Source organism: Aeromonas molluscorum 848 (genome assembly GCF_000388115.1).
GTDB classification, from domain to species: Bacteria; Pseudomonadota; Gammaproteobacteria; order Enterobacterales; family Aeromonadaceae; genus Aeromonas; species Aeromonas molluscorum.
This window is the reverse complement of sequence record NZ_AQGQ01000048.1, coordinates 1-23,558: the sequence shown is the minus strand read 5'-3', so window position 1 is coordinate 23,558 and position 23,558 is coordinate 1. Positions and strand designations below refer to the sequence as shown.

Here is a 23,558-nt window from a genome sequence, read left to right as displayed (position 1 = left end):
GGTGCTGATCCACTATGACAACAACCTGCGCAGCTGGTACACCACCACCTCCATCAACCGCTGGCTCGGCCTGCACCAGACCCTGCTCTCCGCCGCCCTGGTCGGCGCTGTGGCACTCATGGTTGCCCTGAGCGACAGCACGCTGTTCGGGGCCGTGGCGATCACCTACGCCTTCACCACCTCGGCCATGCTCAATGCCCTGATCCGTACCTTTGCCGAGGTCGAACAGATGATGAATGCCGTCGAGAGGGTGCGCGAATACAGCGAGATAGCCAGTGAACGCCAGGAGGGGGAGCCGCTGCGCGATCCTCACCCCGCGGTGCGCTTCGTCAACCTTGGCCTGCGCTACCCAGAGGCGAGCCAGTGGGCCTTGCACAAGGTCAATTTCGAGCTGGCTCCCGGTGAGAAAATCGGCGTATGCGGCCGCACCGGGGCGGGCAAAAGCTCCCTGCTGGGTGCCCTGCAGGCCATGTATCCGGCCTCGCAAGGGGAGATCTATTACGGCGAGCAGCCACTCTCGACCCTGGCCCCCGAGGCGGTCCGTGCCCTTTTTGACACAGTATCCCAGACGCCACTCACCTTCTTCGGCACCCTGCGCGCCAACCTGGCCCCCCTTGATCAGCAGCATGATCTGTCGCCCGGTGGCACAGATCCTCAGCCTGACAGGCTCGGAGATGGCGACGCCCAACGCAACGATGAGAGGCTGACAGAGGCACTGCAACGAGTGGGACTGGGTGAGCGCTGCGCCGGGCGGCTGGATGAAGATCTCGACCGGCTGCAACTCTCCGCAGGGGAGACCCAGTTGCTGGTGATCGCTCGCATACTGCTGTCGCACCGCCCGCTGATCGTGCTGGATGAGGCGACCTCGGATCTCAGCCACAGCGGCATGCGCGAGATGGCCGACCTGCTCTATCGCTATAGGCCCGATGCCAGCTACCTGGTGATAGCCCACCATCTGGAACCGCTGCTCTCCCTTGACAAGGTCGTGGTGATGGAAGCGGGCACCGTCGTGGAGCAGGGCTCGCCGGTCGGTCTGCTGGCCAACCCCGGCTCGCGCTTCCATCAGCTGTTTGCCCGCCAAGTTAATCGGCAGATCGATCAGATTGCCTGACCCCATACGACGAAGGGCTGCCCATGGGCAGCCCTTCTAACAAGCGAGCAAGATGGATCAAGGATCCATCATCTGAGGCGTGCTTCTCCATCAGTCTCTCCCTGCCCTCTTCAGCGCAACCCCCGTACACGCCGGCGCTCATCCAGCTCTGGGCTGCTACCCGTGCTGAGCCGCTTGCCACCCGGGTGTTCATGACCTGTTGGGAACGGCATACCATGACAGCCAGTGCGCAGCAGATCAAGAACATGGAAGATCTCTGCACTGACTTCCCTTACCCGCTCCTTAGCTTAAGGGACTCCCCGGCCCGGCAAGGGGAAGCGCATTGCGGCAAAATCCTGATAGACAATAAAAAGGCCGGACAGTGTCCGGTCTCTCATGTCACGCCTCGCTTGGCTTGCGAACGCCGGTGATGGTTGGGTTCTTGGGGTCAGAACTCCATTCGTACCAGCCGCCGTCGTAGACGCTGATCCGCTTCCAGTCCATCAACCAGGCGTAGAAGAAGGCCTCGGAGGCGCGCCAACCGGTGCCGCAATAGAAAGCGGTCTGATCCTGCGGCGCTATCTGCCACTGTTGCCACATGGCCAGAATTTCACTCGACGGCTTCATGGTGCCATCCGGGTTGTGAAAATCGCTCATGCTTTGCGAGTCGACGCCACCATGACCCCATTTGGCGCCTGGAATGTCACCTTTGGGTTCGATATAGCTGTAACCCGAGGTCTCACCGATGAACTCGTCCCAGGTGCGGATGCTGACCAGCTCGCCATCGGGCTGCTTGAGCAGGGCTTTGGCCTGTTCGGTCGAGGTAAGATACTCAGGATGCACGGGGATCTTGGCACCGAACGATTTGACGGGCTCATACTGGTGCGGCAGGCCGGTCTTGGTGCGCAGATGGGCGATAAACCAAGCCTCAATACCACCATCGAGCAGGCGAACGTCTTTGACTCCGGCATACATCAGCAGATGGGCGGCGCGGGCGGCAGCCATGGTGTTGCGGCCATAGAGCACCACTGTGGTGTCATGGCGAATGCCATTCTCCAGCAGCAGCGCCTCAAGATCGGCATCGGACACCTTGTTCCACAGCGGCTCCTGTTCCAGGCGGTTGGTATCGATATAATCGGCCCCCGGGATGTGACTGATCAGAAACGCCTTGGGCGCTCCCCAATCCACTTCGAACAGTTTCCAGTCACCCTTGGGGGCGGCTACGACTGGCTTGCCAGCCTGCAGATCCGCCAGCCACTGGGGATAGACCAGCTGCTGCCAGCGCACCAGATGATCGCGCTTGGCCTCTTGCCAATCCTTGAGCTCGTACAACTGATGGAAGCCGCGCATGCGCAGCATCCGCGCCACCTCGGCCAGACCACGTTCACTCCCGTAGATGGCGACCGGCTTTCTGGCATCCAACCCCTTGTCACGCAGCGCCTGGGGCCACTGCTCGTCATCATATTTCCAGTCAGCAGACAGGCTCACTGCTCCCGGGACATGGCCGCCCTGACTCTCACCTTCCATGGGCCAGCCCTGGTAGAAGTGGCTGGGGCGGGTGTCGACTATGATGGCGCCCTGAGCCTTTGCCTCCTGCAAGGAGAGGGGGGCCAGCTCACCCGCTTGTGCGGAAAAGCTGCACCAGAGCAGCAGGCTGGCCGAGGCCGCCAGCAGCCGAATCGCGTGTTTCATTGACTTGCTCACTTATGATGAATGGCAGTTAAAAGATGGATCGGCCGAGGCGCTCGGACAGTAGCTCTAGGGCTGCCGTACCTGCCAGAGAGTTACCGGCCTTGTTCAGTTCGGGTGACCAGACGCAGACACACAGCTCACCCGGGATCAGCGCCATGATACCACCGCCCACCCCGGATTTACCCGGCATGCCGACGCGGTAGGCAAAATCACCCGCTTCGTCATAGAGGCCGCAGGTGGCGAGCAAGGCATTGACCTGTTTGGTCGTACGGGCCGCCAGCAGAGGCTCGCTCGCTCCGAGCGGCAAGCCGCGATTCGCCAGATAGATGAAGGCGCGCGCCAAGTCGACGCAGCTCATGCGAATGGCGCAGGCGTTGAAATAACTCTGCAGCACCTTGTCCACTTCATTTTCGAAGTTGCCATGGGACTTCATCAGGTAGGCGATGGCGGCGTTGCGGGCCGAATGCTGGTATTCGGACTTCGCCACCACGGCGTCCGCGACGATGGCGGGATTGGCCGCCAGGCGGCGCACCAGCTCCAGGGTGCGCTGACGGGGCGCAGTGAGCCGGGTTTCCAGCAGATCGCTGACGACCAGCGCGCCGGCATTGATGAAGGGGTTGCGGGGGATGCCTTGTTCAAACTCGAGCTGCACCAGGGAGTTGAACGGCTGACCCGAGGGCTCCTTGCCGACCCGGGCCCAAATCTCCTCTTCCCGATAGAGGGTGAGAGCCAGGGTGAGGCTCAGCGCCTTGGAGATACTCTGGATGGAGAAGGGCTCAAAAGCGTCACCGGCGGTAAACAGCTCGCCGTCTACGGTGTAGACCGCCATGCCGAGCCGCTCGGCGGGCACCTGGGCCAGAGCCGGAATATAATCGGCCACCTTGCCTTGCCCCAGCAAGGGACGCACTTCATCAAGGATGCTTTCAAGTAATTGCGATGACAGCTGCATTGAGAGGTTCCACGACTCAAACGGGGTGAGCGACCCCAGAGACAAAAATCCCGCCAGCGGCGGGATTTTTCATTCGGCCAATCAGGCCGGTTCGCCATACCAGAGGTCGAACAGTTCGGTGACCGCGACGGCCTCCATGCCTTTGGCTTCCAGCCAGCCCTTGAGAACGGCTCTGTCCTCATCGGTGCATTTGCCCAGCGCCTGGGTGCAGATCATACCTTCCCATGCCAGGTGACCGGAACCGGCGAATGCCAGTTTACGCGGCTCAATCACCTCATCGATCAGGGCGTCGATAACGGCATCTATGGTCTCTTCAGCGGTATTGACCGGGAAGTTAAAGCTCAGATCGAATCCCATTTCTTGGAACTCTTCGACGCGCAATTTCTTACGCAGACGGCGACTACGGTTTGCCATGACAGCTCCTCAGGTTCAGTTAACGCGTTTAAAAATCAGATCCCAAACCCCGTGGCCAAGACGATGGCCCCGTTGTTCAAATTTGGTCAGCGGACGCCACTCTGGACGAGCCACCCAGTTGCCAGCAGGGGAGGTGTTCTCGTAACCCTCGGCGGCACTCATCACTTCCAGCATATGTTCGGCATAGTTTTCCCAATCGGTAGCCATGTGGAAGACTCCTCCGATGGCCAGCTTCTGACGAATATCCTGGGCGAAGGCTGGCTGTACTATGCGCCGTTTATGGTGGCGGCTCTTGTGCCAGGGATCCGGGAAGAACAGCTGCAGGCAAGCGAGCGAGCCGTTAGGGATCATATGTTCCAGCACTTCGACCGCATCGTGGCAGATGACACGCAGATTGGTGATACCGGCCTCCTGGGCGCTGCCAAGGCAGGCCCCGACACCGGGGCTGTGCACCTCTATGCCGATAAAGTTCTTCTCGGGGGCTTGCTTGGCCATCTCGACCAGGGAGGTCCCCATACCAAAGCCAATCTCCAGTACCACTGGCGCGTCGCGGCCAAACAGGGCGACGAAGTCCAGCGGGGCAGTGTCAAAATCGATCCCCATGACTGGCCACTGTTCGGCCAGAGCCTTCTCCTGACCCTTGGTCAGGCGGCCTTCACGACGGACAAAGCTGCGGATCTTGCGCATGAATTTGCCGTCTTCGTTAAATTCGTCTTGGGTCACTGGCATAAATTGGCTCGTTATTTCATCTATCGGCAGAAACTGGGGAGCGAATTATCCCAAGATGGGCCCAAGGCGCAAGTGTTTCCGACAACAAATGACCGGGCCGTGCTGAACCCATGCTGCTCAATGGACAATTGCCAGCTGGCTCACAGTATCAAGGGCTGCATGGGGCCATGCTATGTCGCGATAATAAACCATACACAACAAAGGATTGCAGTATGAACAAGACCCTTATTGCCCTCAGCCTCGCCGCCCTGCTGACCGGTTGCAACACGTCCAGCAATGAGTCAGAGGCCCCGGCGGCGGCGACGCCGGCCGAACAGGCTTTCGAATACCTGACCCAACTCAGCTCGAGTGCCGAGGGGATTGGAGCCCGCCCCACGGGCACGGAGGCCGAAACTCGCGCCGCCTCCTGGATCCAGGATCATCTGACCGGCTGGGGTTACGATGTGCAGAACCAAACGTTCAGCTACATCAAGAGCGGGGTCAGCAAGACCTCCCAGAACCTGGTCGCCGAGCTCAAGGGCCAGAGCGACAAGGTGATCCTGATCGGTGCCCACTACGACAGCACGGGTGACAAGCATGGCTCGGAAGGCGCCACCGACAACGGTGCCGGCGTGGCCGCTCTGCTGGCGGTCGCCGAGGCGCTCAAGGGACAAACCCTGCCCCATACGGTGCGTTTCGCCTTCTTCGGCGCGGAGGAGAATGGCCTCAACGGCGCCAAGGCCTATGTGGCGAGTCTAGATGACGCCGCCATCGCCCAGCTGCTGGCCATGGTCAACTACGACACCATCGCCGGCGGTGACATCGTCTATGTCCACTCCGCCCACTCGGACGAAGCCGAGTATGGCTGCGCCGATCCGATGCGCTACAGCCACGATCCCAAGGTGCGCGATCGTCTGCTTGCCATCTCCGAGCTGACCCAGACTCCATTCGCCATCCATCCCAGCTACGCGGGCTATCCAGAAGGTGAGACCGGCAGTTGGTCTGATCATGCCCCCTTCGCGTGCCTGGGGGTGCCCATCGCCTATGTCGAGGCCACCAACTTCACCATCAATGGGGCCGATGGCTACGACGGTTACTCCCAAAGCACCAACCCGGCGCTGTGGGATTGCTATGACGAGGGAAGCAAGAGCGCCTGTGATCGGGACAGCGAGACCCAGTGGGGCAAAATCTGGCATACCCAGTACGACCGTCTCGACAAGATGGCCGAGCTGTTCCCGGGCCGGGTTGAACAGCAACTCGGTGCCAACACCGACATCATGATCCGTTTCCTGCGCGATCCAGGGTTGTAACCGTCTCCTTAGCCGTTTTGGCGAGGGGATGCCAAGACGGGACGATAAAATGTGGGCAGGTGCCAAACCTGCCCTTTTTTATCGATTTTTCCACCAGCCATTGCCTCAATTTTTAAATCTGATACAAACGGATAACTTGGCGGTTGAATGGAGTGACCGCCCACCAGTCAGAGAGAGTCCTATGCAGCCGTTTTTTGCCCAGCGTTTCGAGCAGGTTGAACCCTCCTTCATCCGCGAGATCCTCAAAGTTGCCGCCAATCCGGAGATCATCTCCTTCGCCGGCGGCCTTCCAAATCCTCATCTGTTCCCGGTCAAGGCGATCGATCAGGCCTGCCAGGACGTGTTGCGTGAGCAAGGCGCCGCTGCGCTGCAGTATGCGGCTACCGAAGGCTTCGCCCCACTGCGCCAATATATTGCCGACCGCTACCTGGCGCGCCACGGCATGCAGGTCAATCCGGACAACATCCTTATCACCAGCGGCTCCCAGCAGGCGCTGGATCTGCTGGGCAAGGTACTGGTCGATGAGGGGCAGGATCTCATCATCGAGGAGCCGGGCTATCTCGGTGCCATTCAGGCCTTCTCCGTCTATCAACCCCGATTCAGACCCATCACCCTGGGGGAAGAGGGGCTGGATCTGGCCGCGCTGGATGCGCTGCTGGCTGAAGGCTCCACTGCCAAACTGCTCTACGGCGTGCCCAACTTCCAGAACCCGAGCGGCGTCTCCTATAGCCGAGCCAACCGCGAGGCCATCGCCGAGCGACTGGTACGCCACGAGCTACTGATGGTGGAAGACGACCCCTACGGCGAGCTGCGCTTTGAGGGTGAGCACCTGCCTCCCATCGCCAAGCTGGCACCGAACAATACCGTGCTGCTCGGCTCCTTCTCCAAGACGGTGGTGCCCGCCTTCCGGCTGGGCTGGATGCTGGTACCGGACTGGCTGCGCAAGAAGGTCACCATCGCCAAGCAGGCCACCGATCTGCACAGCAACGCCTTCAGCCAGCAGGTGCTGCACCGCTTCCTGACTGACAACTCGCTGGATGATCATCTGGAGAAGATCAAGGAGGTCTATGGCCGTCAGCGTGCCGCCATGGAGGCCGCGCTGGCCCGTCACTGCCCGCCAGGGGTGAGCTACACTCGTCCGGAAGGGGGCATGTTCCTCTGGCTGACCCTGCCGGCCAGCATCTCGGCCATGGCGCTGTTCGATGAGGCCATCAAGGAGAAGGTCGCCTTCGTGCCCGGTGCCCCTTTCTATGTTCGTCCCGAGATCCAGAACACCCTGCGTCTGAGCTTCTCCTGCGTGGACGAGGCAACCACAGAGGAGGGTATCAAGCGGCTGTGCAACGCCATGAGACGCATGCTCTGACCTCCCGGTTCTCCATAAAAAAGCGGCCTATGGCCGCTTTTTTTATGCTTGTTGTGCTGAGATTTCCGAGGGCAGACTCCCACTTTTATCCAGCGTGGGGAAGAGCCGTTCAAACTCGGCCATGGGCAAGGGACGACTAAACAGATAACCCTGCAGAAAATCGACCTTGTGCGCTCTGAGATAATCCGCCTGCAGCTGGGTTTCAACCCCTTCGGCCACCAGCATGAGACCGAGCCGGGTGGCCAAGTCGATCACGTTATCCACTATGTGGCTGGAGAGGGCATCCGAGCCAATCATGCCGACGAAGCTCTGATCGATCTTGAGAAAGTCGACCTGAAACTTCTGCAGATACGTCAGGCTGGAGTGACCGGTTCCGAAGTCATCGATGGCAATAAAAATACCGAGATCATGAAGCTCCGCAAACAGGCGATCCGTCATAGGAGTTGATTCAATCAACTCCCTCTCGGTCAACTCCAGCACCAGCTTGACCGGATTGGCCGCGAATGCCTTGAGGAAGGCACGGCAGTCCTCCACCAAGCTGAGATCCTGACAATGGCGAGCACAGATGTTGAAACCGAAGTGAAAGCCGACGGGCAACGCCTTGGCCTTGGGGGCAAAGCGCTCGCGTACCTGCCGCATCAGCGCACTGGTCATGGGGATGATGAGGCCACTCGCCTCCGCCATGGGAATGAAGCGATCCGGCGGGATCATGCCCTGCTGGGGATGTTGCCAGCGCATCAATACCTCACAGCCGGTGTATCCGCCATCGATGGCCTTAACCACGGGCTGCAGATAGGGGATGAACTCCTCTTTGGCAAGGGCCCGCGCCAGCTCCTGCTCTGGCGACACGGGCCGACCCAGCGCCCAGAAGGCCACACCAGCGGCCAACAGCGCCAGTAACAGATAAAGCGCCATGCTGCCATTGCTGTAATTCCAGGCATGTTGCCAATATTGCTGTGGCGTGATGCTCGAATTCAGCCGATAGGCATAATGTTGGGAGGCAATATCAAATCGCTTGCCCTCGATACTGGGCTCGCCGTCAGAGACATGGCCATTAGTCCCCATCCAGCGTTGCCCCACCTGCAGTATCATGGGGACTTCCCGACTCATTAGCTGCAGCGTGTTGGCAAGGTAATAACCGTCCACGCCCACCAGCACACTGCCCCCCTCCCCTTGGGCACGGTACACAATGAGGGCTCGATCCGGGGTGATAGCGTTACCCGGCGCCAGATCCAGCTGTCCCTGCGCATAGCCGCTCGGGTCATAGTCCTTGTCGAAATCCCCAAAGAGGGAGGTGCAGTAGATGCGATTGCCCCGGGTCAGGTTGACGGAACGCACGTCGGGTACGGTCGCCACCTGCTGGCGCAGCAGCAGCGCGACATCATCACAGGACTTACCCAGCTCAGGCTTGACCGCCATTGCCGCCTGATGGGCGTTATCCAGCATGTGGTCAAACTTGTCACGGGCCTGGTGCAATCGGGCATTTGCATCAGTGCTCATATCGCTCGTCGTTTGCCAGCCGATGATGCTGGCGCCAAGCAGCAGGATCACCAGGAAAGCAAGGCAAGACAAGACCCCGCGCATGAGCTGCTGGCGCAATTTGAAGCGGCGAAAAGGCATTGTTATCCCCAAGGCGATGACGAAAAAGGCGACAATGATACTGGTTTGAATCTGCCTTGTAACTCGGCTATTGACCAGATGCAAATATAAATAATTGCATCAATAATAAGCTGCTCCATCCAAGGCTCAATCTCGGCTAGCCAGGAGTGACGGTTGCACTCTTCGATCCCTGCCACCTTACTAACAAAAAAGAGCCCCGAAGGACTCTTTTCTATGCCGAGGATGAGAGGGACTCAGGCTCGCAGGGATTTCTCTGCCCGGGAGATACCACAAACCCCGGAACGGACCACTTCGATGATCTCGTTGGTCTGGGCCGCCGTCTTGATGAAGGCATCCAGCTTCTCGCTGGTGCCCACCAGCTGGACAGTGTACTGATCCGGGGTCACGTCAACTATCTGACCACGGAAGATATCCGCCAGCCGCTTGAGTTCATCCCGGGTACCACCAATGGCACGGGCCTTGACCAGCGCAATCTCTCGCTCTATGTGCTCCCCTTCGCTCAAATCGCACACCTTGAGCACATCCACCAGCTTGTGAAGTTGCTTCTGGATCTGCTCGAGCACCCGCTCGTCACCCATAGTCACTATGGTCATGCGCGACAGGGTGGGATCCTCGGTGGGGGCCACCGTCAGGGTCTCGATGTTGTAGCCACGCTGGGAGAAGAGGCCCACCACACGACTCAAAGCACCGGACTCGTTTTCCAACAGAACGGAAATAATATGTCTCATCAGGTTCTCTCCGTCTTGCTCTGCCACATCTCATCGACGGCGGGCTCCACCAGTACGACCGAAATAATATTTTCCATCGTCAGGTCCTCTCCGTCTTGCTCAGCCACATTTCATCCATGGCACCAAACTTGATCTGCATCGGATAGACGTGCTCATCGGGGTCGACCGAGATATCCATGAACACCAGCCGATCCTTCATGGCGAAGGCCTTCTCCATGGCGCTCTCCAGCTCAGCCGGGTCGCTCACTGCGATGCCGACGTGGCCATAGGCCTCCGCCAGTTTGACGAAGTCCGGCAGGGATTCCATGTAGGAGTGACTGTGACGGCCGCCGTAGAACATCTTCTGCCACTGCTTGACCATACCTAAGGCACGGTTGTTGATGGAGATGATCTTGATGGGCACCCCGTACTGCATGCAGGTGGAGAGTTCCTGGATGTTCATCTGCACGGAACCGTCACCGGTCACGCAACACACCACCGCCCCCGGGTTGGCAAACTGGACGCCCATGGCGGCCGGAATGCCGAAGCCCATGGTGCCCAGGCCCCCAGAGTTGATCCATTGGCGCGGCTTAGCAAAGGGATAATAAAGGGCGGCGAACATCTGATGCTGGCCGACGTCAGAGGCAACGAAGGCCTGCCCCTTGGTCACCTTGTAGAGTGTCTCTATCACCTGCTGTGGCTTGATCAGGGTGGGGTGGGTTTCGTAGGCCAGACAGTTGCGCGAACGCCACTGATCAATCTGACTCCACCAATCTTCCATCGCCTGCTTGTCAGTGTCGAAGCCACACTCGCCTATCACATCCAGCATCTGCTGCAACACGGTTTCTACCGAGCCAACGATAGGCACATGGGCCTGCACCGTCTTGGAGATGGAGGTGGGATCTATATCGATGTGCACTATGGTCGCATTGGGACAGAACTTGGCCACGTTGTTGGTGACACGGTCATCGAAGCGGGCACCCACGGCGAAGATAAGATCCGCATTGTGCATGGTTTTATTCGCTTCGAAGGTGCCGTGCATCCCCAGCATGCCCACGAATTGCTTGTGAATACCGGAGAAAGCCCCCAGCCCCATCAAGGTAGTGGTGACCGGCAGATTGAGTAGCTCGGCCAGCTTGGTTACCAGCTGGTCCGCGTTGGCATTGATGGCGCCGCCACCCACATACATGACCGGACGCTGGGCATCGGCCAGCAGCTTGGCCGCCCGCTTGATCTGGCCCTTGTGCCCGGCCTTGGTCGGGTTGTAGGAGCGCAGGGAGACAGACTCGGGATACTGATAGGGGAATTTCTCTTTCGGGTTCTGCACGTCTTTGGGCAGATCCACCACCACGGGCCCCGGGCGGCCAGTTGCGGCAATATAGTAGGCCTTCTTGATGGCGTCGGGGATCTCGCTCGCCGTCTTGCACAGGAAGCTGTGCTTCACCACAGGACGGGAGATACCGATCATGTCGGTCTCCTGGAACGCATCCTCTCCAATCATGGTGGTCGGTACCTGGCCGGACAGGATCACCAAGGGAATGGAGTCCATGTAGGCGGTGGCGATACCGGTAATGCAGTTGGTCGCTCCCGGGCCCGAGGTCACCAGCACAGTGCCCACCTTGCCGGTGGAACGTGCGTAACCATCTGCCATGTGTACTGCCGCCTGCTCGTGACGTACCAGTACATGTTCCATCTTGCCGTTTTCGAAGAGGGCGTCGTAGATGTCGAGCACTGAGCCACCGGGGTAGCCGAACACATGCTCAACCCCCTGATCCTCCAGCGCACGTACCACCATCTGAGCGCCTGATAACATCTCCATGATAAAGCCCTCCAGGCTTTGCTCCGTTTAGCAATTCTATCGACGGCTCCGCTGCTTCCCGGCACCACCCGGTCTGCCTGTTACTTGTTATGGATCAGACGGAGTGAGTACGGAGCGCGATAGTTGAAAAATAGGGTTTGTCCATCATACCCCCACAAAAGGGGGTGAAAAACCAAGTTAACCCGCTTCCCCCGGCTTGTCCACGGCTTTATCTGACAATAACAGTCATAAATTTCAAACAGATATTAACATTTAGTGAGTGGGTCGAAAAAAATGGCATCATTGGCTGGGTATGTCGCAGTGACCTAGTGGATCCTGCTAAAGAGGAATTTATTGGCAGGGGAATGCCCATCCCACCGGGATGGGCATTAGAGGGGATTACCTAGGGATTGTCCTCCGGTTCGGCCAACCAGATCTGCTGATCAGGGTCAGTCTCCTCGCAGACGGAGATACTGACACCCATATCAAGCAACTCATGGAGAGTCAGACCATCTGCCAGGTTCATCACTTCACCGTTTTCATTGGTAAAACGCATCTTGCTTATCCTCAGCTAGGGGTCACTCATCAGTCTAGCTTATGGAAGTGTCAACACCGCCCGAACAGTGAACTCTGGCCATGGCTGCCAGCCATGAGCCTCGTTGATGAACTATTTGACACTGCCAAGCTGAGATAACCAGGTCGTGCCAATGGACTCCCCTCCTTCCAGCTCGCTCAGCCGATCGCCAACCTCTTCTGGAAAGAGCGCCTTGGCCCAGAGCCGCCGGGACAAGCTGGCCAACGTCTCCTCGGCCCCCTGAGCTAACCAGAGCGCCAGGGCCGTCGCTACATCCGGATAGAGTATCGGCCCAGGCTGTGGCGCATCGAGCCAGTTGCGCACGGCATTGGCATCCAGGCTGTCCATCAGCTGCGCCAGTCCCATCAGCTCCAAGGTCTTGCCGTTCGTCAGTTGTTCGAACTGGCCACCAAGGGGTTTGACCAGCAGCTTCTTGCCCAGGGTCAGCGCCTCCGATGCAAGCTCGAAGCCAGCATTGGAGATGACACCGCGACAACCACAGAGCTGGGCCTTGAAGCCATCCCTGGCCGGTGGCTCGAAGCGGATGTTGCGCCACTGGGTAGTCGTGGTCACCCCGGAGTGGAAACAGACGAACCGATGCTGGCTAAACCGTGACAACAAGGCAGCGATGGCATCTTGCTGCTCGAAGGGCAGGTAGACCAGGATGCTGTGATTGTCAGGGGTCGGACGCATGGCATCGACGATAGGGGGTAATAAAGGGAAACCAAAGTGGAACCAGTGCAGCCCCAGCGATTGCTGGACAGGGGCATAGTGGCGCATCAGCTGCTGGCTGAGTCGGTTCTCGCCCCAACGGGGGACTGGCCAATGGAAGCTGGCCTGATGGCTGATGCTGAGGCTCGGCACTCCTTGCCGACGCGCAGCATGCGCAGTCAGGGGCTCGAAGTCACTGATGACAAGGTCATAGCGGCCACAATCCAGCCTCTTGAGATCCTGCCAGAAGCGTATTGGTGCCAGCTGGCGCACCGTGATCCAGGGGCTGACCTGCCCTTCCCGGGTGACGAAGCTGAGCCCCCCGAAGCTGCGATAGTCGCCGAAGGCCTCCATCTCGAAGTAACCATCACGAGCACGGCCACTGAATAGGTAATCTACCTCTATCCCCTGCGCGGCCAAGGCCCGTGCCAGGGTGCGACTGCGACTGATATGACCATTGCCCGTGCCCTGAACCCCGAACAGTATTTTCATCCCTGGCCCCAGCCCAGAGCCAGGCTGGCACAGCTGACCCCCAGCAGGGCACCAGCGAGCAGATCGCTGCCATAGTGCACACCCAGCAGCAACCGCGAGGCCGCCACCATGCCAGCCCAGGCAAACAGTGAGCCGGCCCATTCGGGGTAGCTTGCCGCCAACACAGTCGCCATCAGGAAAGCGGCCGCAGTGTGGCCCGAGGGCAGGCTATAGCGATCGGAGGGGGTGATGAAGACCGGTAACCCGCTGGGACGAGCCCGTTTCAAGCTGTTCTTGAGTAGCAGATAGAGAGGCAGTTCCAGGGCAAAGGCGAACAGCGACGTCTCCACCGCCCCCTGGCCGCGCGCACCTTGCTGCCAAAGCAGCAGGGCCAGCAACAGATAGAGGGGGCCATCGCCACTGTGGGAAACGATGCGACTGACTCGGGCCAGTGTTCGATTATAGGGATGAAGCAAGCAGAGCTGACACACCCGCAGATCCCATTGCTGGATTTTATTCATCACCCTGGCCTCCTCATTATCCTTGAGTACCAGATTGAGGCGCTGGTATGACAAACAGGTGAATAGGGAGTAACAGATTAATGAAAAAGGGCCCTGGGGCCCTTTTTCATCATGGTGATCTCGAATGCATTAGTTCAGATTGGGGCGCAGGCCAGACTCCATCAGGCGGCAGTTGTGGTTCGCCAGTCGGGCCATGAACTGTTCATCAACCTTGAGACCAAATACCTGCTCATAGAGCTCCTTCATCACGAAGGGCTGCCACATCATGCTGAGGAAGGAGACCTTCAGCATCTCGGGATCCGCATCGGCATTGAGTTCGCCGTTATCCTTCATGGACGCCAGCAGGGCGTCAAACTGAGGCATTTGCCGCTCCAGGAGACGGTTCAGGACAAAATCCCGTCCCGGGCTCTTCTCACTGGATAAGGCACTGGAGATGGCAGAGGTCAGTTCGCTGTTTGGCGCCATCACCTGATAGTAGGTGCTGAGCAGATCGTTGAGACTGCGGTGGCTGCCCTCATCTTGCCAAGCTTGTTCCAGCGGCTCGGCGACATCCCCCAGCACCGCCTGATAGAGACCCTCTTTGCTACCGAAGTAGTAATGGATCATTGCCAGGTTGGAGCCTGCTCGCTCGGCAATCTCACGGGTGGTGACCTTGCTGTAAGGAGTGCTCAAGAAGCGCTCTCGAGCAGCTGCGAGCAACTTGTCACGAATGTCAGAACGTCCAACCGGACGACCGGGTCTACGTTTTTCCATGAAATACCTCGAATGAATGCGCGAAAGGCTGATAAGTCGATACGTTTGTGCAGCTGATCGAGTACAGCAGGAATGACCGGATAATCGAGCAAGGACCGAACATGGGACAAGGAAATTTGCACTCCTTTACAATTCGATTAAATAACGCAGGGGATCCCATGGGTAAAGTCAGGTTGACACAGGATAAAAAACTCGATATTGGTAAAGCATGTCTGACTGGAAGGATTGTTCACCTCATGGGTATTGCCGCTCAACGACTACTAAGCTCCCTAATCGCGACATGTCGCGCGGGAACCTTGTAGCCGGGCTCAGGCAAAGCCGGTCATTACAAAAACCCGTGCAACCTGCACGGGTTTTTTTATGCCAATAGCAGGATGCACACCAAAGCACTTAGGAAGAGGGAAAACAGATGTCAAATCGAGTGATCATATTCGATACCACCTTGCGTGATGGTGAGCAGGCATTGGCGGCCAGTCTGACGGTCAAGGAGAAGCTGCAGATAGCCCTGGCCCTGGAGCGGCTCGGTGTCGACGTCATGGAAGTGGGTTTCCCCGTCTCCTCCCCGGGCGACTTCAACTCGGTGCAGACCATAGCCCGCCACATCAAAGACAGCCGAGTCTGCGCCCTGGCCCGGGCCCTGCCCAAAGACATAGATGCCGCCGGGGAAGCCTTGAAAGCCGCAGAGGCGTTTCGTATCCACACCTTCATCTCCACCTCCTCCATCCATGTTCAGAGCAAGCTGAAAAAGAGTTTCGAAGATGTACTGGAAATGGGTATCAGCGCGGTCAAGCATGCCCGCCGTTACACGGACGATGTAGAGTTCTCCTGCGAGGATGCGGGCCGCACTCCGATCGACAACCTGTGCCGCATGGTCGAGGCCACCATCAAAGCTGGCGCCCGCACCATCAATATCCCGGATACCGTGGGTTATACGGTGCCGACCGAGTTCTCCGGCATCATCCAGACCCTGTTCAACCGGGTGCCCAACATCGACCAGGCCATCATCTCGGTGCACTGCCACGACGATCTGGGCCTGTCGGTGGCGAACTCCATCGGTGCCATCCAGGTGGGTGCCCGCCAGATAGAGTGCACCATCAACGGCATCGGCGAGCGGGCCGGCAACTGCTCCCTGGAAGAGGTGGCGATGATCCTGAAGACCCGCGCCGATTTGCTCGGGGTACACACCAACATCCGCCACAACGAGATCCACCGCACCAGCACGCTCGTCAGTCAAATTTGCAACATGCCGGTGCAGCCGAACAAGGCCATCGTCGGCGCCAACGCCTTCTCCCACAGCTCCGGCATTCATCAGGACGGCGTGCTCAAGGCCAAGAACACCTACGAGATCATCACCCCCGAGAGCATTGGCCTGACCCAGAACAGCCTTAACATGACCTCTCGCTCCGGTCGCCACGTCATCAAGCACCGCATGGAGACCATGGGCTACGCCGAGAGCAGCTATGATCTCGACCATCTCTACGACAGATTCCTCACCCTGGCCGACAAGAAGGGGCAGGTATTTGACTATGACCTGGAGGCGCTGGCCTTCTTCAGCCAGATCCACGAAGAACCTGAACACTTCAAGCTGGAATACCTGGGCGTGCAGAGCGGCAGCTCGGTACTGGCCACAGCGTCAGTCAAGCTGAAGGTAGGTCAGGAGACCATCAGTGAAGCCGCCACCGGCAATGGTCCTGTCGATGCCGTCTACCAGTGCATCAACCGCATCACCGGTTACGAAATTCGCATCGACAAATATGAACTCAAAGGCAAGGGTGAGGGTAAGAACGCCCTCGGTCAGGTCGACATAGTGGCCGAATACAAGGGACGCAAGTTCCACGGCATGGGCCTTGCCACCGATATCATCGAGTCCTCGGCCCAGGCGCTGATCCATGTGATCAACAGCATCTGGCGCGCCGATCAGGTCGCCGAGCAGATGGGACGCAATAACAATATCAAGACGGAGACAGTATGAGCAGTTATCGGATCGCAGTATTGCCAGGTGACGGCATTGGCCCGGAAGTGATGGCCGAGGCTATCAAGGTGCTGGACAAGGTGCAGGCCAAGTTTGGCTTCTCCCTCGCCTATGACCGCCATGACGTGGGGGGCATCGCCATCGACAACCACGGCTCTCCCCTGCCCCAGGGCACCCTCGATGGGTGCGAAGCAGCCGACGCCGTGCTGTTTGGCTCGGTGGGCGGCCCCAAATGGGAGCATTTGCCGCCACAGAGCCAACCGGAACGTGGCGCCCTGCTGCCTCTGCGTGCCCACTTCAAGCTGTTCTGCAACCTGCGTCCGGCCCGTATCTACACCGGATTGGAGCAGTTCTCTCCCCTGCGTGCCGACATCTCGGATCGCGGCTTCGACATCGTCTGCGTGCGTGAACTGACCGGCGGCATCTACTTTGGTCACCCCAAGGGTCGCGAGGGCGAAGGTGCCCACGAGAAGGCATTCGACACCGAGGTCTACCACCGCTTCGAGATAGAGCGTATCGCTCACCTTGCCTTCCAGGCGGCAAGAGTGCGCCGCAGCAAGGTCACTTCCATCGACAAGGCCAACGTGCTCGCCTCCTCCATACTGTGGCGCGAGGTGGTGACGCAAGTCGCCCACTCCTACCCGGACGTTGCCCTCAGTCACATGTATATCGACAACGCCACCATGCAGCTCATCAAGGATCCGTCCCAGTTCGACGTGCTGCTCTGCTCCAACCTGTTTGGCGACATTCTCTCCGACGAGTGCGCCATGATCACCGGCTCCATGGGACTGCTCCCCTCCGCCAGCCTGAACGACGCCGGTTTCGGCCTGTTCGAACCAGCAGGCGGATCTGCGCCGGACATCGCAGGCAAAGGGATCGCCAATCCCATCGCCCAGATCCTCTCCGCCGCCCTGATGCTGCGCTACAGCCTCAAGCAGGAAGAAGCGGCCCTGGCCATTGAAAAGGCCGTGGCAGAGGCCCTGGCCGAAGGTTACTTCACCGCCGATCTGCATCAGGCCGATGCCCATCATCCGGTGCAGAGCACGGCCTCCATGGGCTCCCAGATAGCCGCGCGCATCTAAACATCAGGAAGGAGTGAGCAAGATGGCAAAGACCCTCTATCAGAAAGTATTCGACGCCCATGTGGTCCGTGAAGTCGCAGGCGAAACGCCGCTCATCTATATCGACCGCCACCTGGTACACGAAGTGACCAGCCCGCAGGCGTTTGATGGCCTGCGCGCCATGAACCGCCCGCTGCGGCGCCCGGACTTGACCTGGGCAACCATGGATCACAACGTCTCCACCACCACCAAGGACATCGCCGCCTCCGGCGAGATGGCCCGCATCCAGATGGAAACACTTGCAGCCAACTGCAAGGAGTTCGGTGTTCGTCTCTACGATCTCAACCACAAGTATCAGGGCATAGTCCACGTGATGGGGCCTGAGCTGGGTATCACCCTGCCTGGCACCACCATCGTCTGCGGCGACTCCCACACCGCCACCCACGGCGCCTTCGGCTCCCTGGCATTCGGTATCGGCACCTCGGAAGTCGAGCATGTGATGGCCACCCAGACCCTGAAGCAGGGCCGGGCCAAGACCATGCGCATTTCGGTCAACGGCAAGCTGGCGGAGGGCATCAGCGCCAAGGACGTGGTGCTGGCCATCATAGGCAAGGTCGGCCATGCCGGTGGTACCGGCTACGTGGTGGAATTCGCTGGCGAGGCCATTGCGGGCCTCTCCATGGAAGGGCGGATGACGGTGTGCAACATGGCCATCGAGCTGGGTGCCAAGGCGGGCATGATAGCCCCCGACCAGACCACCATCGACTACATCCGTGGCAAGGAGTTCGCCCCCAAGGGTGAATCACTGGATCAGGCCATCGCCTACTGGCTGAGCCTCAAGAGCGACCAGGGCGCCCACTTCGATGCCGAAGTGATCCTCGATGGCGCCGATATCGCCCCGCAGGTCACCTGGGGTACCAACCCGGGCCAGGTGATTGCCGTCAATGACCCCATTCCGGATCCGGACTCCTTCACCGATCTGATGGAACAACAGTCCGCCCGCAAGGCGCTCGCCTACATGGACCTGCAACCGGGCCAGAAGCTCACAGATGTCGCCATCGACAAGGTGTTCATCGGTTCCTGTACCAACAGCCGCATCGAGGATCTGCGTGCCGCCGCCGCCATCGCCCGTGGCCGCAAAGTCGCCGCTGGCGTACAAGCGCTGGTGGTACCTGGCTCCGAACAGGTGAAGGCCCAGGCCGAAGCCGAGGGTCTGGACAAGATCTTCCTCGAGGCTGGCTTCGAGTGGCGTCTTCCTGGCTGTTCCATGTGTCTGGCCATGAACAACGACCGGCTGCAACCGGGGGAGCGCTGCGCCTCCACCAGCAACCGCAACTTCGAAGGGCGTCAGGGCCGTGCCGGCCGCACCCATCTGGTGAGCCCGGCCATGGCCGCCGCCGCCGCCGTCACCGGTCGCTTTGCCGACATTCGCGCACTGTAAGAGGAAATAGCGATGACAGGATTCAAACAACATAAAGGGATCGTCGTCCCCCTCGACAGCGCCAACGTCGACACCGACGCCATCATTCCCAAGCAGTTTTTGCAGAAGGTCAACCGCATCGGTTTTGGCAAGCACCTTTTCCACGACTGGCGCTTCCTCGATGATGCGGGCCAGCGGCCCAATCCCGAGTTCGTGCTCAACCAGCCGCGCTATGCCGGTGCCAGCATCTTGCTGGCCCGGGAAAACTTCGGCTGCGGTTCGAGCCGTGAGCACGCCCCCTGGGCACTGGCGGATTACGGCTTTAAAACCCTGATCGCCTCAAGCTTTGCCGATATCTTCTATGGCAACGCTATCAACAACGGTCTGGTACCTGTTCGGTTGAAAGAAGAGGAGGTGGATGTCCTGTTCCAGCTGGTTGCCACACAGCCGGGCATCGAAATCGAGGTGGATCTGGAAGCCAATCAGGTGCGTGCCGGTGAGCTCAGCTTTGGTTTCGAGATCGACGAGTTTCGTCGCTATTGCCTGCTCAACGGACTGGATGCCATCGGCCTGACCCTGCAGCACGAGGCCACCATCAGCGCCTTCGAAGCCAAACAACCGAGCTGGATCTGAGTCCGGATACCATGGACCGCAAACAGGCCAGCCGGCACTGAACGCGGTAATATAAACGGGGAGCCTTGGCTCCCCGTTTGTTTGGCCATTCCAACCTCATAGGAGACGATGACCCCCGATGAGCAGACCCCCCTTCGTTTTGACATGGAGACTCGCCCTGCTGTTGAGCCTGAGCGGCGCAGATCAGGTTCTCGCGGCCCAAAGCCACTTTATCAACAGTGCAGGTCTGCTCAATGTGGGCTGGCAGGACAACAAGGGGGAGCCCCAGCAGCTCAGCTATCAACTGGCCGCCGGCGCCTTGCCGCCACTGATTACCTATCGCCCGGCGCGGATGCAAGAAGAGATCTGGCAGAGCCTGCTACGCGAGGCGAATGACCAGTTCCCCGAGGTACAGTTCTCCCTCGCAAGGCCCGCATTCGAACTGAGCCTCAAAAGTCGCCATCAGGATAAGGCACAAGCGGCCATGGCCTGGGTGAAGACACGCCGCGCCGAACTGGAGCAGGCATGGCTACGGCAATACTACTTCCAGTACTTCATCCCACCCGATGGCAGCAGAGCCATCAAGCAGGATCATGTGCGCATTGCCCTTGAGAGCCGCAGCGAACTCGCCCCCCTTGCCGATTTGCTCAAACAAAGTGGCGCCACCGAGTTGGAGGCCTATCAGAACACCACGGCATGGGTGCTCGATTTTGTACAGAATATCCCCTACCTGCTGCTCGATGAACCCAGTGGCCGGGGCGGACGGGGTTTGCTGACTCCCCGTCAGGTGCTGGAGCAAAATAGTGGTGACTGCGACAGCAAGGTGACCCTGATGGTCGCATTGCTGGCGCAGCTCTTTCCCGAACTTCCCCAGATCATGGTGTTCGTCCCGGGCCATGCCCTGCTTGGCGTCGCTCTGCCCGTCCAGAGCAACCAGGAGAGCCTGATGTGGGAGGGACAACGCTATCTGTTGATGGAGCCCACCGGTCCAGCCGAGTTGCCCCCCGGCCAGTTGGCAACGAGCAGCAAGGTTCTGGTGGACAGTGGCCAGTTGAGTATTCAGGCGGTACGCACCGAGGAGGTCGGGGGATAGCGGGGTCGATGGGGTCACTGCATGTCGATCCGGCTTTCGCGCTGCCAGCAGACCGGCGAGGGATGACGAAACGCCCGACTGGCGGGCGCAACGTCAACTGATGGGCAGGAACGCCACCGCCAGCAATGTGCCCTCTTCCGCATCCAGCTCTCGCAGGATGCGCGCCTGGGCCTCGAACGGCGGCAACAGGTTGCTGTGAGTGGCCAGGCTGACCCGGATCGGCAGGCCGAGATCCAGGCTATGTTCGTTGACCAAGATACCCATGCCAGTGGCGCTGAGATCCCGGCAGATCCCCATCAGCACGGCATCGCCCTGATAGAGGGTGATAGGGGCATTGATAATCATGCGCTGGAAGGCGCGCCTTTCCTTGGTACTGATGATCACGCAGAACTCCTCTCTCGACGGGGGCTTGGCCCAACACACGATTGTGCTGGCCTGCCCCCCAGAAGGTTAATACAATGCGACTCCTTGCTCAAACGGGGTGCGCCCAGGCGCTGAGATGATACCCGTGAACCTGATCCAGATAATGCTGGCGGAGGAATTTGAGGCACGAGACGCACAGCGTCTCCTCATCCGTCGGCACCTCACAGGAGTGCCATAGATGAAAACCATTCTGACTGCCGCCACAGGGCTGCTGATCTCCGTCGCCGCCAGCGCAGCCTCGCCCCAGACCCTCACCATCTATACCTATGACTCTTTCGCCTCCGAGTGGGGGCCGGGCCCCAAGATCAAGCAAGCCTTCGAGCAGCAGTGTGCTTGCACCCTCAATCTTGTTCCCCTCGAAGACGGGGTCGCCATCCTCAACAGATTGCGCCTCGAGGGGGGCCACGGCAAGGCGGATCTGGTGCTGGGACTTGATGATGCGCTGGTCGCAGAGGCCAAGAAGAGCGGCCTCTTTGCCAAGCATCATACCGATTTGAGCGCCCTCAATGTGCCAGGCGGATGGCAAGACGACACCTTCGTCCCCTATGACTACGGCTACTTCGCCTTCGTTTACAACAAAGACCAACTCAAACAGCCCCCCAGAAGCCTGAAGGAGCTGGTCGAGCGCCCGGATCTCAAGGTGATCTATCAGGATCCGCGCACCTCCACCCCGGGGCAAGGATTGATGCTGTGGATGAGATCCGTCTACGGGGATGAGGCACCTGCGGCCTGGGCCCTGCTTGCCAAGAAGACAGTCACCGTCACCAAGGGCTGGTCCGAGGCCTATGGCATGTTCATGGATGGCGAAGCTGACATGGTGCTCTCCTACACCACCTCCCCCGCCTATCATCTGATTGCCGAGCAGAAGAGCCAGTATCAGGCTGCCGCTTTTGCCGAGGGGCACTATCGTCAGGTCGAGGTGGCCGCCAAGCTGGCGGGCGCCAAGCAAGACAAGTTGGCGGATGCGTTCCTGCAGTTCATGGTTAGCCCCGCCTTCCAGCAGGTGATCCCGACCGGTAACTGGATGTATCCGGTGATCAATACCGAATTGCCCAAGGGCTTCGAGCAGATGATGACCCCGGCCAAGACCCTGAGCTTCTCCTCTGATGAGGTGGCGAGCAAGCGCAAGGGCTGGATCCGCGAGTGGCTGCAAGCCGTCACTCAGTGAATCAGACCCGCTCCTATTGGTGGCTACCGGGTCTTGGTGCCACCAGTCTCATCTTGCTGTTAGCCCTGGGGCCCCTGCTGGCACTGCTATGGCAGGCGGGAACCCTCTCCCTCTCCAGCCTGCTCGCAGATCCCTATCTGCGCCATGTACTGGGTTTCAGTCTGGGACAGGCGTTGCTCTCCACACTGCTGAGCCTGGGTCTTGCCATTCCAGTGGCCCGCGCCCTGGCACGGCGTCGCTTCCCCGGCCGTCGCCTGCTGCTCAAACTGTTCGGCCTATCTCTGGTATTGCCAGTCATCATCGCCATCTTCGGCATAGTGGCTGTACATGGCCGCCAGGGCTGGCTGCCTCAGCTGTTGCGTGCTCTCGGCCTGGATCCTGGCAACTATCTGTACGGCCTGTTTGGCATCTTGCTGGCCCACGTCTTCTTCAACATGCCCCTGGCGGCCCGCTTGCTGCTGCAGAGCCTGGAAACCATCCCCGAATCGAGCTGGCGTCTGGCCAGCCAGCTGGGCATGCGCTCCTCACACATCTTCCGCTTGCTGGAGTGGCCGCTCATGCGCGCCGCCTTGCCTGGACTGGCCAGTCTCATCTTCATGCTCTGCTTTACCAGCTTTACCACAGTGCTGGCTCTGGGGGGCGGCCCCAAATCCACGACCCTGGAAGTCGCCATCTATCAGGCACTGCGCTTCGACTTTGATCTCGCCACAGCCGGGGGACTGGCCCTGATGCAACTGCTGTTGACCGCCGCGCTCCTGTTGCTGCAACACAAGCTGCAGACCAGTCCTGCCAGCCGAGTCAGTCGGATACGTACTTGCCTGCGCCCGGACCGCCTGCAACCAGGCACACTGTGGGTCGACAGCCTGGTGCTGCTGCTTGGTACTGGCATCTTCCTGCCACCGCTGCTGGCCATACTGGTTGCCGGGCTCAATCCAGCCTTGTTCACGGCGCTCACCTCACCGCTTGTGGCAAGCCGCGGGTCATTCTCTGCTTATCGCCATCGGGCGCCGGCCTGTTTCGCCACCCCTGCTCGGCTGCGCCCTACTGCTCACCAGTCGCCATCTCAAAGGTGCGCAAGCGCAGGCGCCGCGCGCCCGCACTCTGGGGAAAGCCCAGCGGGCGCCATGA

21 protein-coding genes, 1 pseudogene and 1 riboswitch are annotated in these 23,558 nt (G+C 59.6%); of the genes and pseudogenes, 10 read left to right on the top strand and 12 right to left on the bottom strand.

Annotation, left to right across the window (positions count from 1 at the left end; all coding sequences use genetic code 11):
* On the top strand, positions 1-1,111 hold a 1,111-nt coding region (locus G113_RS08980), incomplete at its 5' end, for an ATP-binding cassette domain-containing protein (RefSeq protein WP_152436001.1).
* A gap of 378 nt (positions 1,112-1,489) precedes the next feature.
* Here the strand turns inward: G113_RS08980 and G113_RS08975 are convergent.
* From G113_RS08975 to trmB, 4 genes are all read right to left on the bottom strand, one after another.
* Positions 1,490-2,782 (bottom strand): sulfurtransferase, encoded by a 1,293-nt coding sequence (locus G113_RS08975; protein ID WP_005899323.1) that lies wholly within the window; start codon positions 2,780-2,782, stop codon positions 1,490-1,492.
* A gap of 28 nt (positions 2,783-2,810) precedes the next feature.
* Positions 2,811-3,731 carry a glutaminase B gene (gene glsB / locus G113_RS08970; protein ID WP_005899321.1) on the bottom strand — a complete coding sequence of 307 codons (921 nt, stop codon included), beginning with the start codon at positions 3,729-3,731 and terminating at the stop codon, positions 2,811-2,813.
* A gap of 81 nt (positions 3,732-3,812) precedes the next feature.
* A complete protein-coding gene (locus tag G113_RS08965) occupies positions 3,813-4,145 on the bottom strand; it encodes a 50S ribosome-binding protein YggL (protein WP_005899319.1) in 333 nt (110 codons plus the stop codon).
* A 15-nt stretch (positions 4,146-4,160) separates the two neighbouring features.
* Positions 4,161-4,874 (bottom strand): tRNA (guanosine(46)-N7)-methyltransferase TrmB, encoded by a 714-nt coding sequence (trmB, locus tag G113_RS08960; protein ID WP_005899315.1) that lies wholly within the window; start codon positions 4,872-4,874, stop codon positions 4,161-4,163.
* 212 nt (positions 4,875-5,086) lie between these two features.
* Here trmB and G113_RS08955 point away from each other — a divergent pair, with 212 nt between their 5' ends.
* Entirely contained in the window at positions 5,087-6,163 is a 1,077-nt protein-coding gene (locus G113_RS08955; RefSeq protein ID WP_005899314.1) for a M28 family metallopeptidase, read from the top strand.
* A 181-nt stretch (positions 6,164-6,344) separates the two neighbouring features.
* Positions 6,345-7,526, top strand: a complete 1,182-nt coding sequence (locus G113_RS08950) for an aminotransferase-like domain-containing protein (protein WP_005899313.1) — start codon at positions 6,345-6,347, stop codon at positions 7,524-7,526.
* A 42-nt stretch (positions 7,527-7,568) separates the two neighbouring features.
* Here the strand turns inward: G113_RS08950 and G113_RS08945 are convergent, their stop codons facing one another.
* The 7 genes from G113_RS08945 to G113_RS08920 all read right to left on the bottom strand — a co-directional run bounded on the left by G113_RS08945 (position 7,569) and on the right by G113_RS08920 (position 14,681).
* Positions 7,569-9,146, bottom strand: a complete 1,578-nt coding sequence (locus G113_RS08945) for an EAL domain-containing protein (RefSeq protein ID WP_005899312.1) — start codon at positions 9,144-9,146, stop codon at positions 7,569-7,571.
* A gap of 233 nt (positions 9,147-9,379) precedes the next feature.
* Complete coding sequence (gene ilvN / locus G113_RS08940; RefSeq protein ID WP_005899311.1) at positions 9,380-9,874, bottom strand: acetolactate synthase small subunit; 495 nt, start codon at positions 9,872-9,874, stop codon at positions 9,380-9,382.
* A 79-nt stretch (positions 9,875-9,953) separates the two neighbouring features.
* A complete protein-coding gene (locus tag G113_RS08935) occupies positions 9,954-11,672 on the bottom strand; it encodes an acetolactate synthase 3 large subunit (RefSeq protein WP_005899310.1) in 1,719 nt (572 codons plus the stop codon).
* A 382-nt stretch (positions 11,673-12,054) separates the two neighbouring features.
* Positions 12,055-12,207 carry a hypothetical protein gene (locus tag G113_RS21490; protein WP_005899309.1) on the bottom strand — a complete coding sequence of 51 codons (153 nt, stop codon included), beginning with the start codon at positions 12,205-12,207 and terminating at the stop codon, positions 12,055-12,057.
* A gap of 111 nt (positions 12,208-12,318) precedes the next feature.
* Positions 12,319-13,428 carry an MJ1255/VC2487 family glycosyltransferase gene (locus G113_RS08930; protein ID WP_005899307.1) on the bottom strand — a complete coding sequence of 370 codons (1,110 nt, stop codon included), beginning with the start codon at positions 13,426-13,428 and terminating at the stop codon, positions 12,319-12,321.
* Positions 13,425-13,928, bottom strand: coding sequence for a phosphatase PAP2 family protein (locus G113_RS08925; RefSeq protein WP_005899305.1), 504 nt, complete (start codon positions 13,926-13,928; stop codon positions 13,425-13,427). Before G113_RS08925 ends, G113_RS08930 begins: the two co-directional genes overlap by 4 nt.
* 129 nt (positions 13,929-14,057) lie before the next feature.
* Positions 14,058-14,681: a TetR/AcrR family transcriptional regulator gene (locus G113_RS08920; RefSeq protein WP_040319070.1), complete on the bottom strand. Its 624-nt coding sequence runs from the start codon at positions 14,679-14,681 to the stop codon at positions 14,058-14,060.
* A gap of 409 nt (positions 14,682-15,090) precedes the next feature.
* Here G113_RS08920 and leuA point away from each other — a divergent pair, with 409 nt between their 5' ends.
* From leuA to G113_RS08895, 5 genes are all read left to right on the top strand, one after another.
* Positions 15,091-16,653, top strand: a complete 1,563-nt coding sequence (gene leuA, locus G113_RS08915) for a 2-isopropylmalate synthase (RefSeq protein WP_005899300.1) — start codon at positions 15,091-15,093, stop codon at positions 16,651-16,653.
* Positions 16,650-17,735: a 3-isopropylmalate dehydrogenase gene (leuB, locus tag G113_RS08910; RefSeq protein ID WP_005899298.1), complete on the top strand. Its 1,086-nt coding sequence runs from the start codon at positions 16,650-16,652 to the stop codon at positions 17,733-17,735. The genes leuA and leuB overlap by 4 nt, the downstream gene beginning before the upstream one ends.
* Before the next feature lie 22 nt (positions 17,736-17,757).
* Entirely contained in the window at positions 17,758-19,155 is a 1,398-nt protein-coding gene (leuC, locus tag G113_RS08905) for a 3-isopropylmalate dehydratase large subunit (RefSeq protein ID WP_005899296.1), read from the top strand.
* 12 nt (positions 19,156-19,167) lie between these two features.
* Positions 19,168-19,767: a 3-isopropylmalate dehydratase small subunit gene (gene leuD, locus G113_RS08900; RefSeq protein ID WP_005899294.1), complete on the top strand. Its 600-nt coding sequence runs from the start codon at positions 19,168-19,170 to the stop codon at positions 19,765-19,767.
* Between the two features lie 118 nt (positions 19,768-19,885).
* The gene (locus G113_RS08895; RefSeq protein WP_040319069.1) at positions 19,886-20,839 is read left to right on the top strand and encodes a hypothetical protein; all 954 of its coding nucleotides are present in this window, start codon (positions 19,886-19,888) and stop codon (positions 20,837-20,839) included.
* A gap of 93 nt (positions 20,840-20,932) precedes the next feature.
* Here G113_RS08895 and G113_RS08890 read toward each other — a convergent pair whose 3' ends face one another.
* On the bottom strand, positions 20,933-21,223 hold the full coding sequence (locus G113_RS08890; protein WP_005899290.1) for a PilZ domain-containing protein: 291 nt from the start codon (positions 21,221-21,223) through the stop codon (positions 20,933-20,935).
* 83 nt (positions 21,224-21,306) lie between these two features.
* Positions 21,307-21,397, top strand: a riboswitch (TPP riboswitch).
* A 43-nt stretch (positions 21,398-21,440) separates the two neighbouring features.
* Here G113_RS08890 and thiB point away from each other — a divergent pair.
* Both thiB and thiP read left to right on the top strand, forming a co-directional pair.
* The gene (gene thiB / locus G113_RS08885; RefSeq protein WP_005899288.1) at positions 21,441-22,430 is read left to right on the top strand and encodes a thiamine ABC transporter substrate binding subunit; all 990 of its coding nucleotides are present in this window, start codon (positions 21,441-21,443) and stop codon (positions 22,428-22,430) included.
* Positions 22,406-23,558 (top strand): annotated as a pseudogene (thiP, locus tag G113_RS08880) (thiamine/thiamine pyrophosphate ABC transporter permease ThiP); the annotation flags it as partial. The gene thiB and the pseudogene thiP, both read left to right, overlap by 25 nt.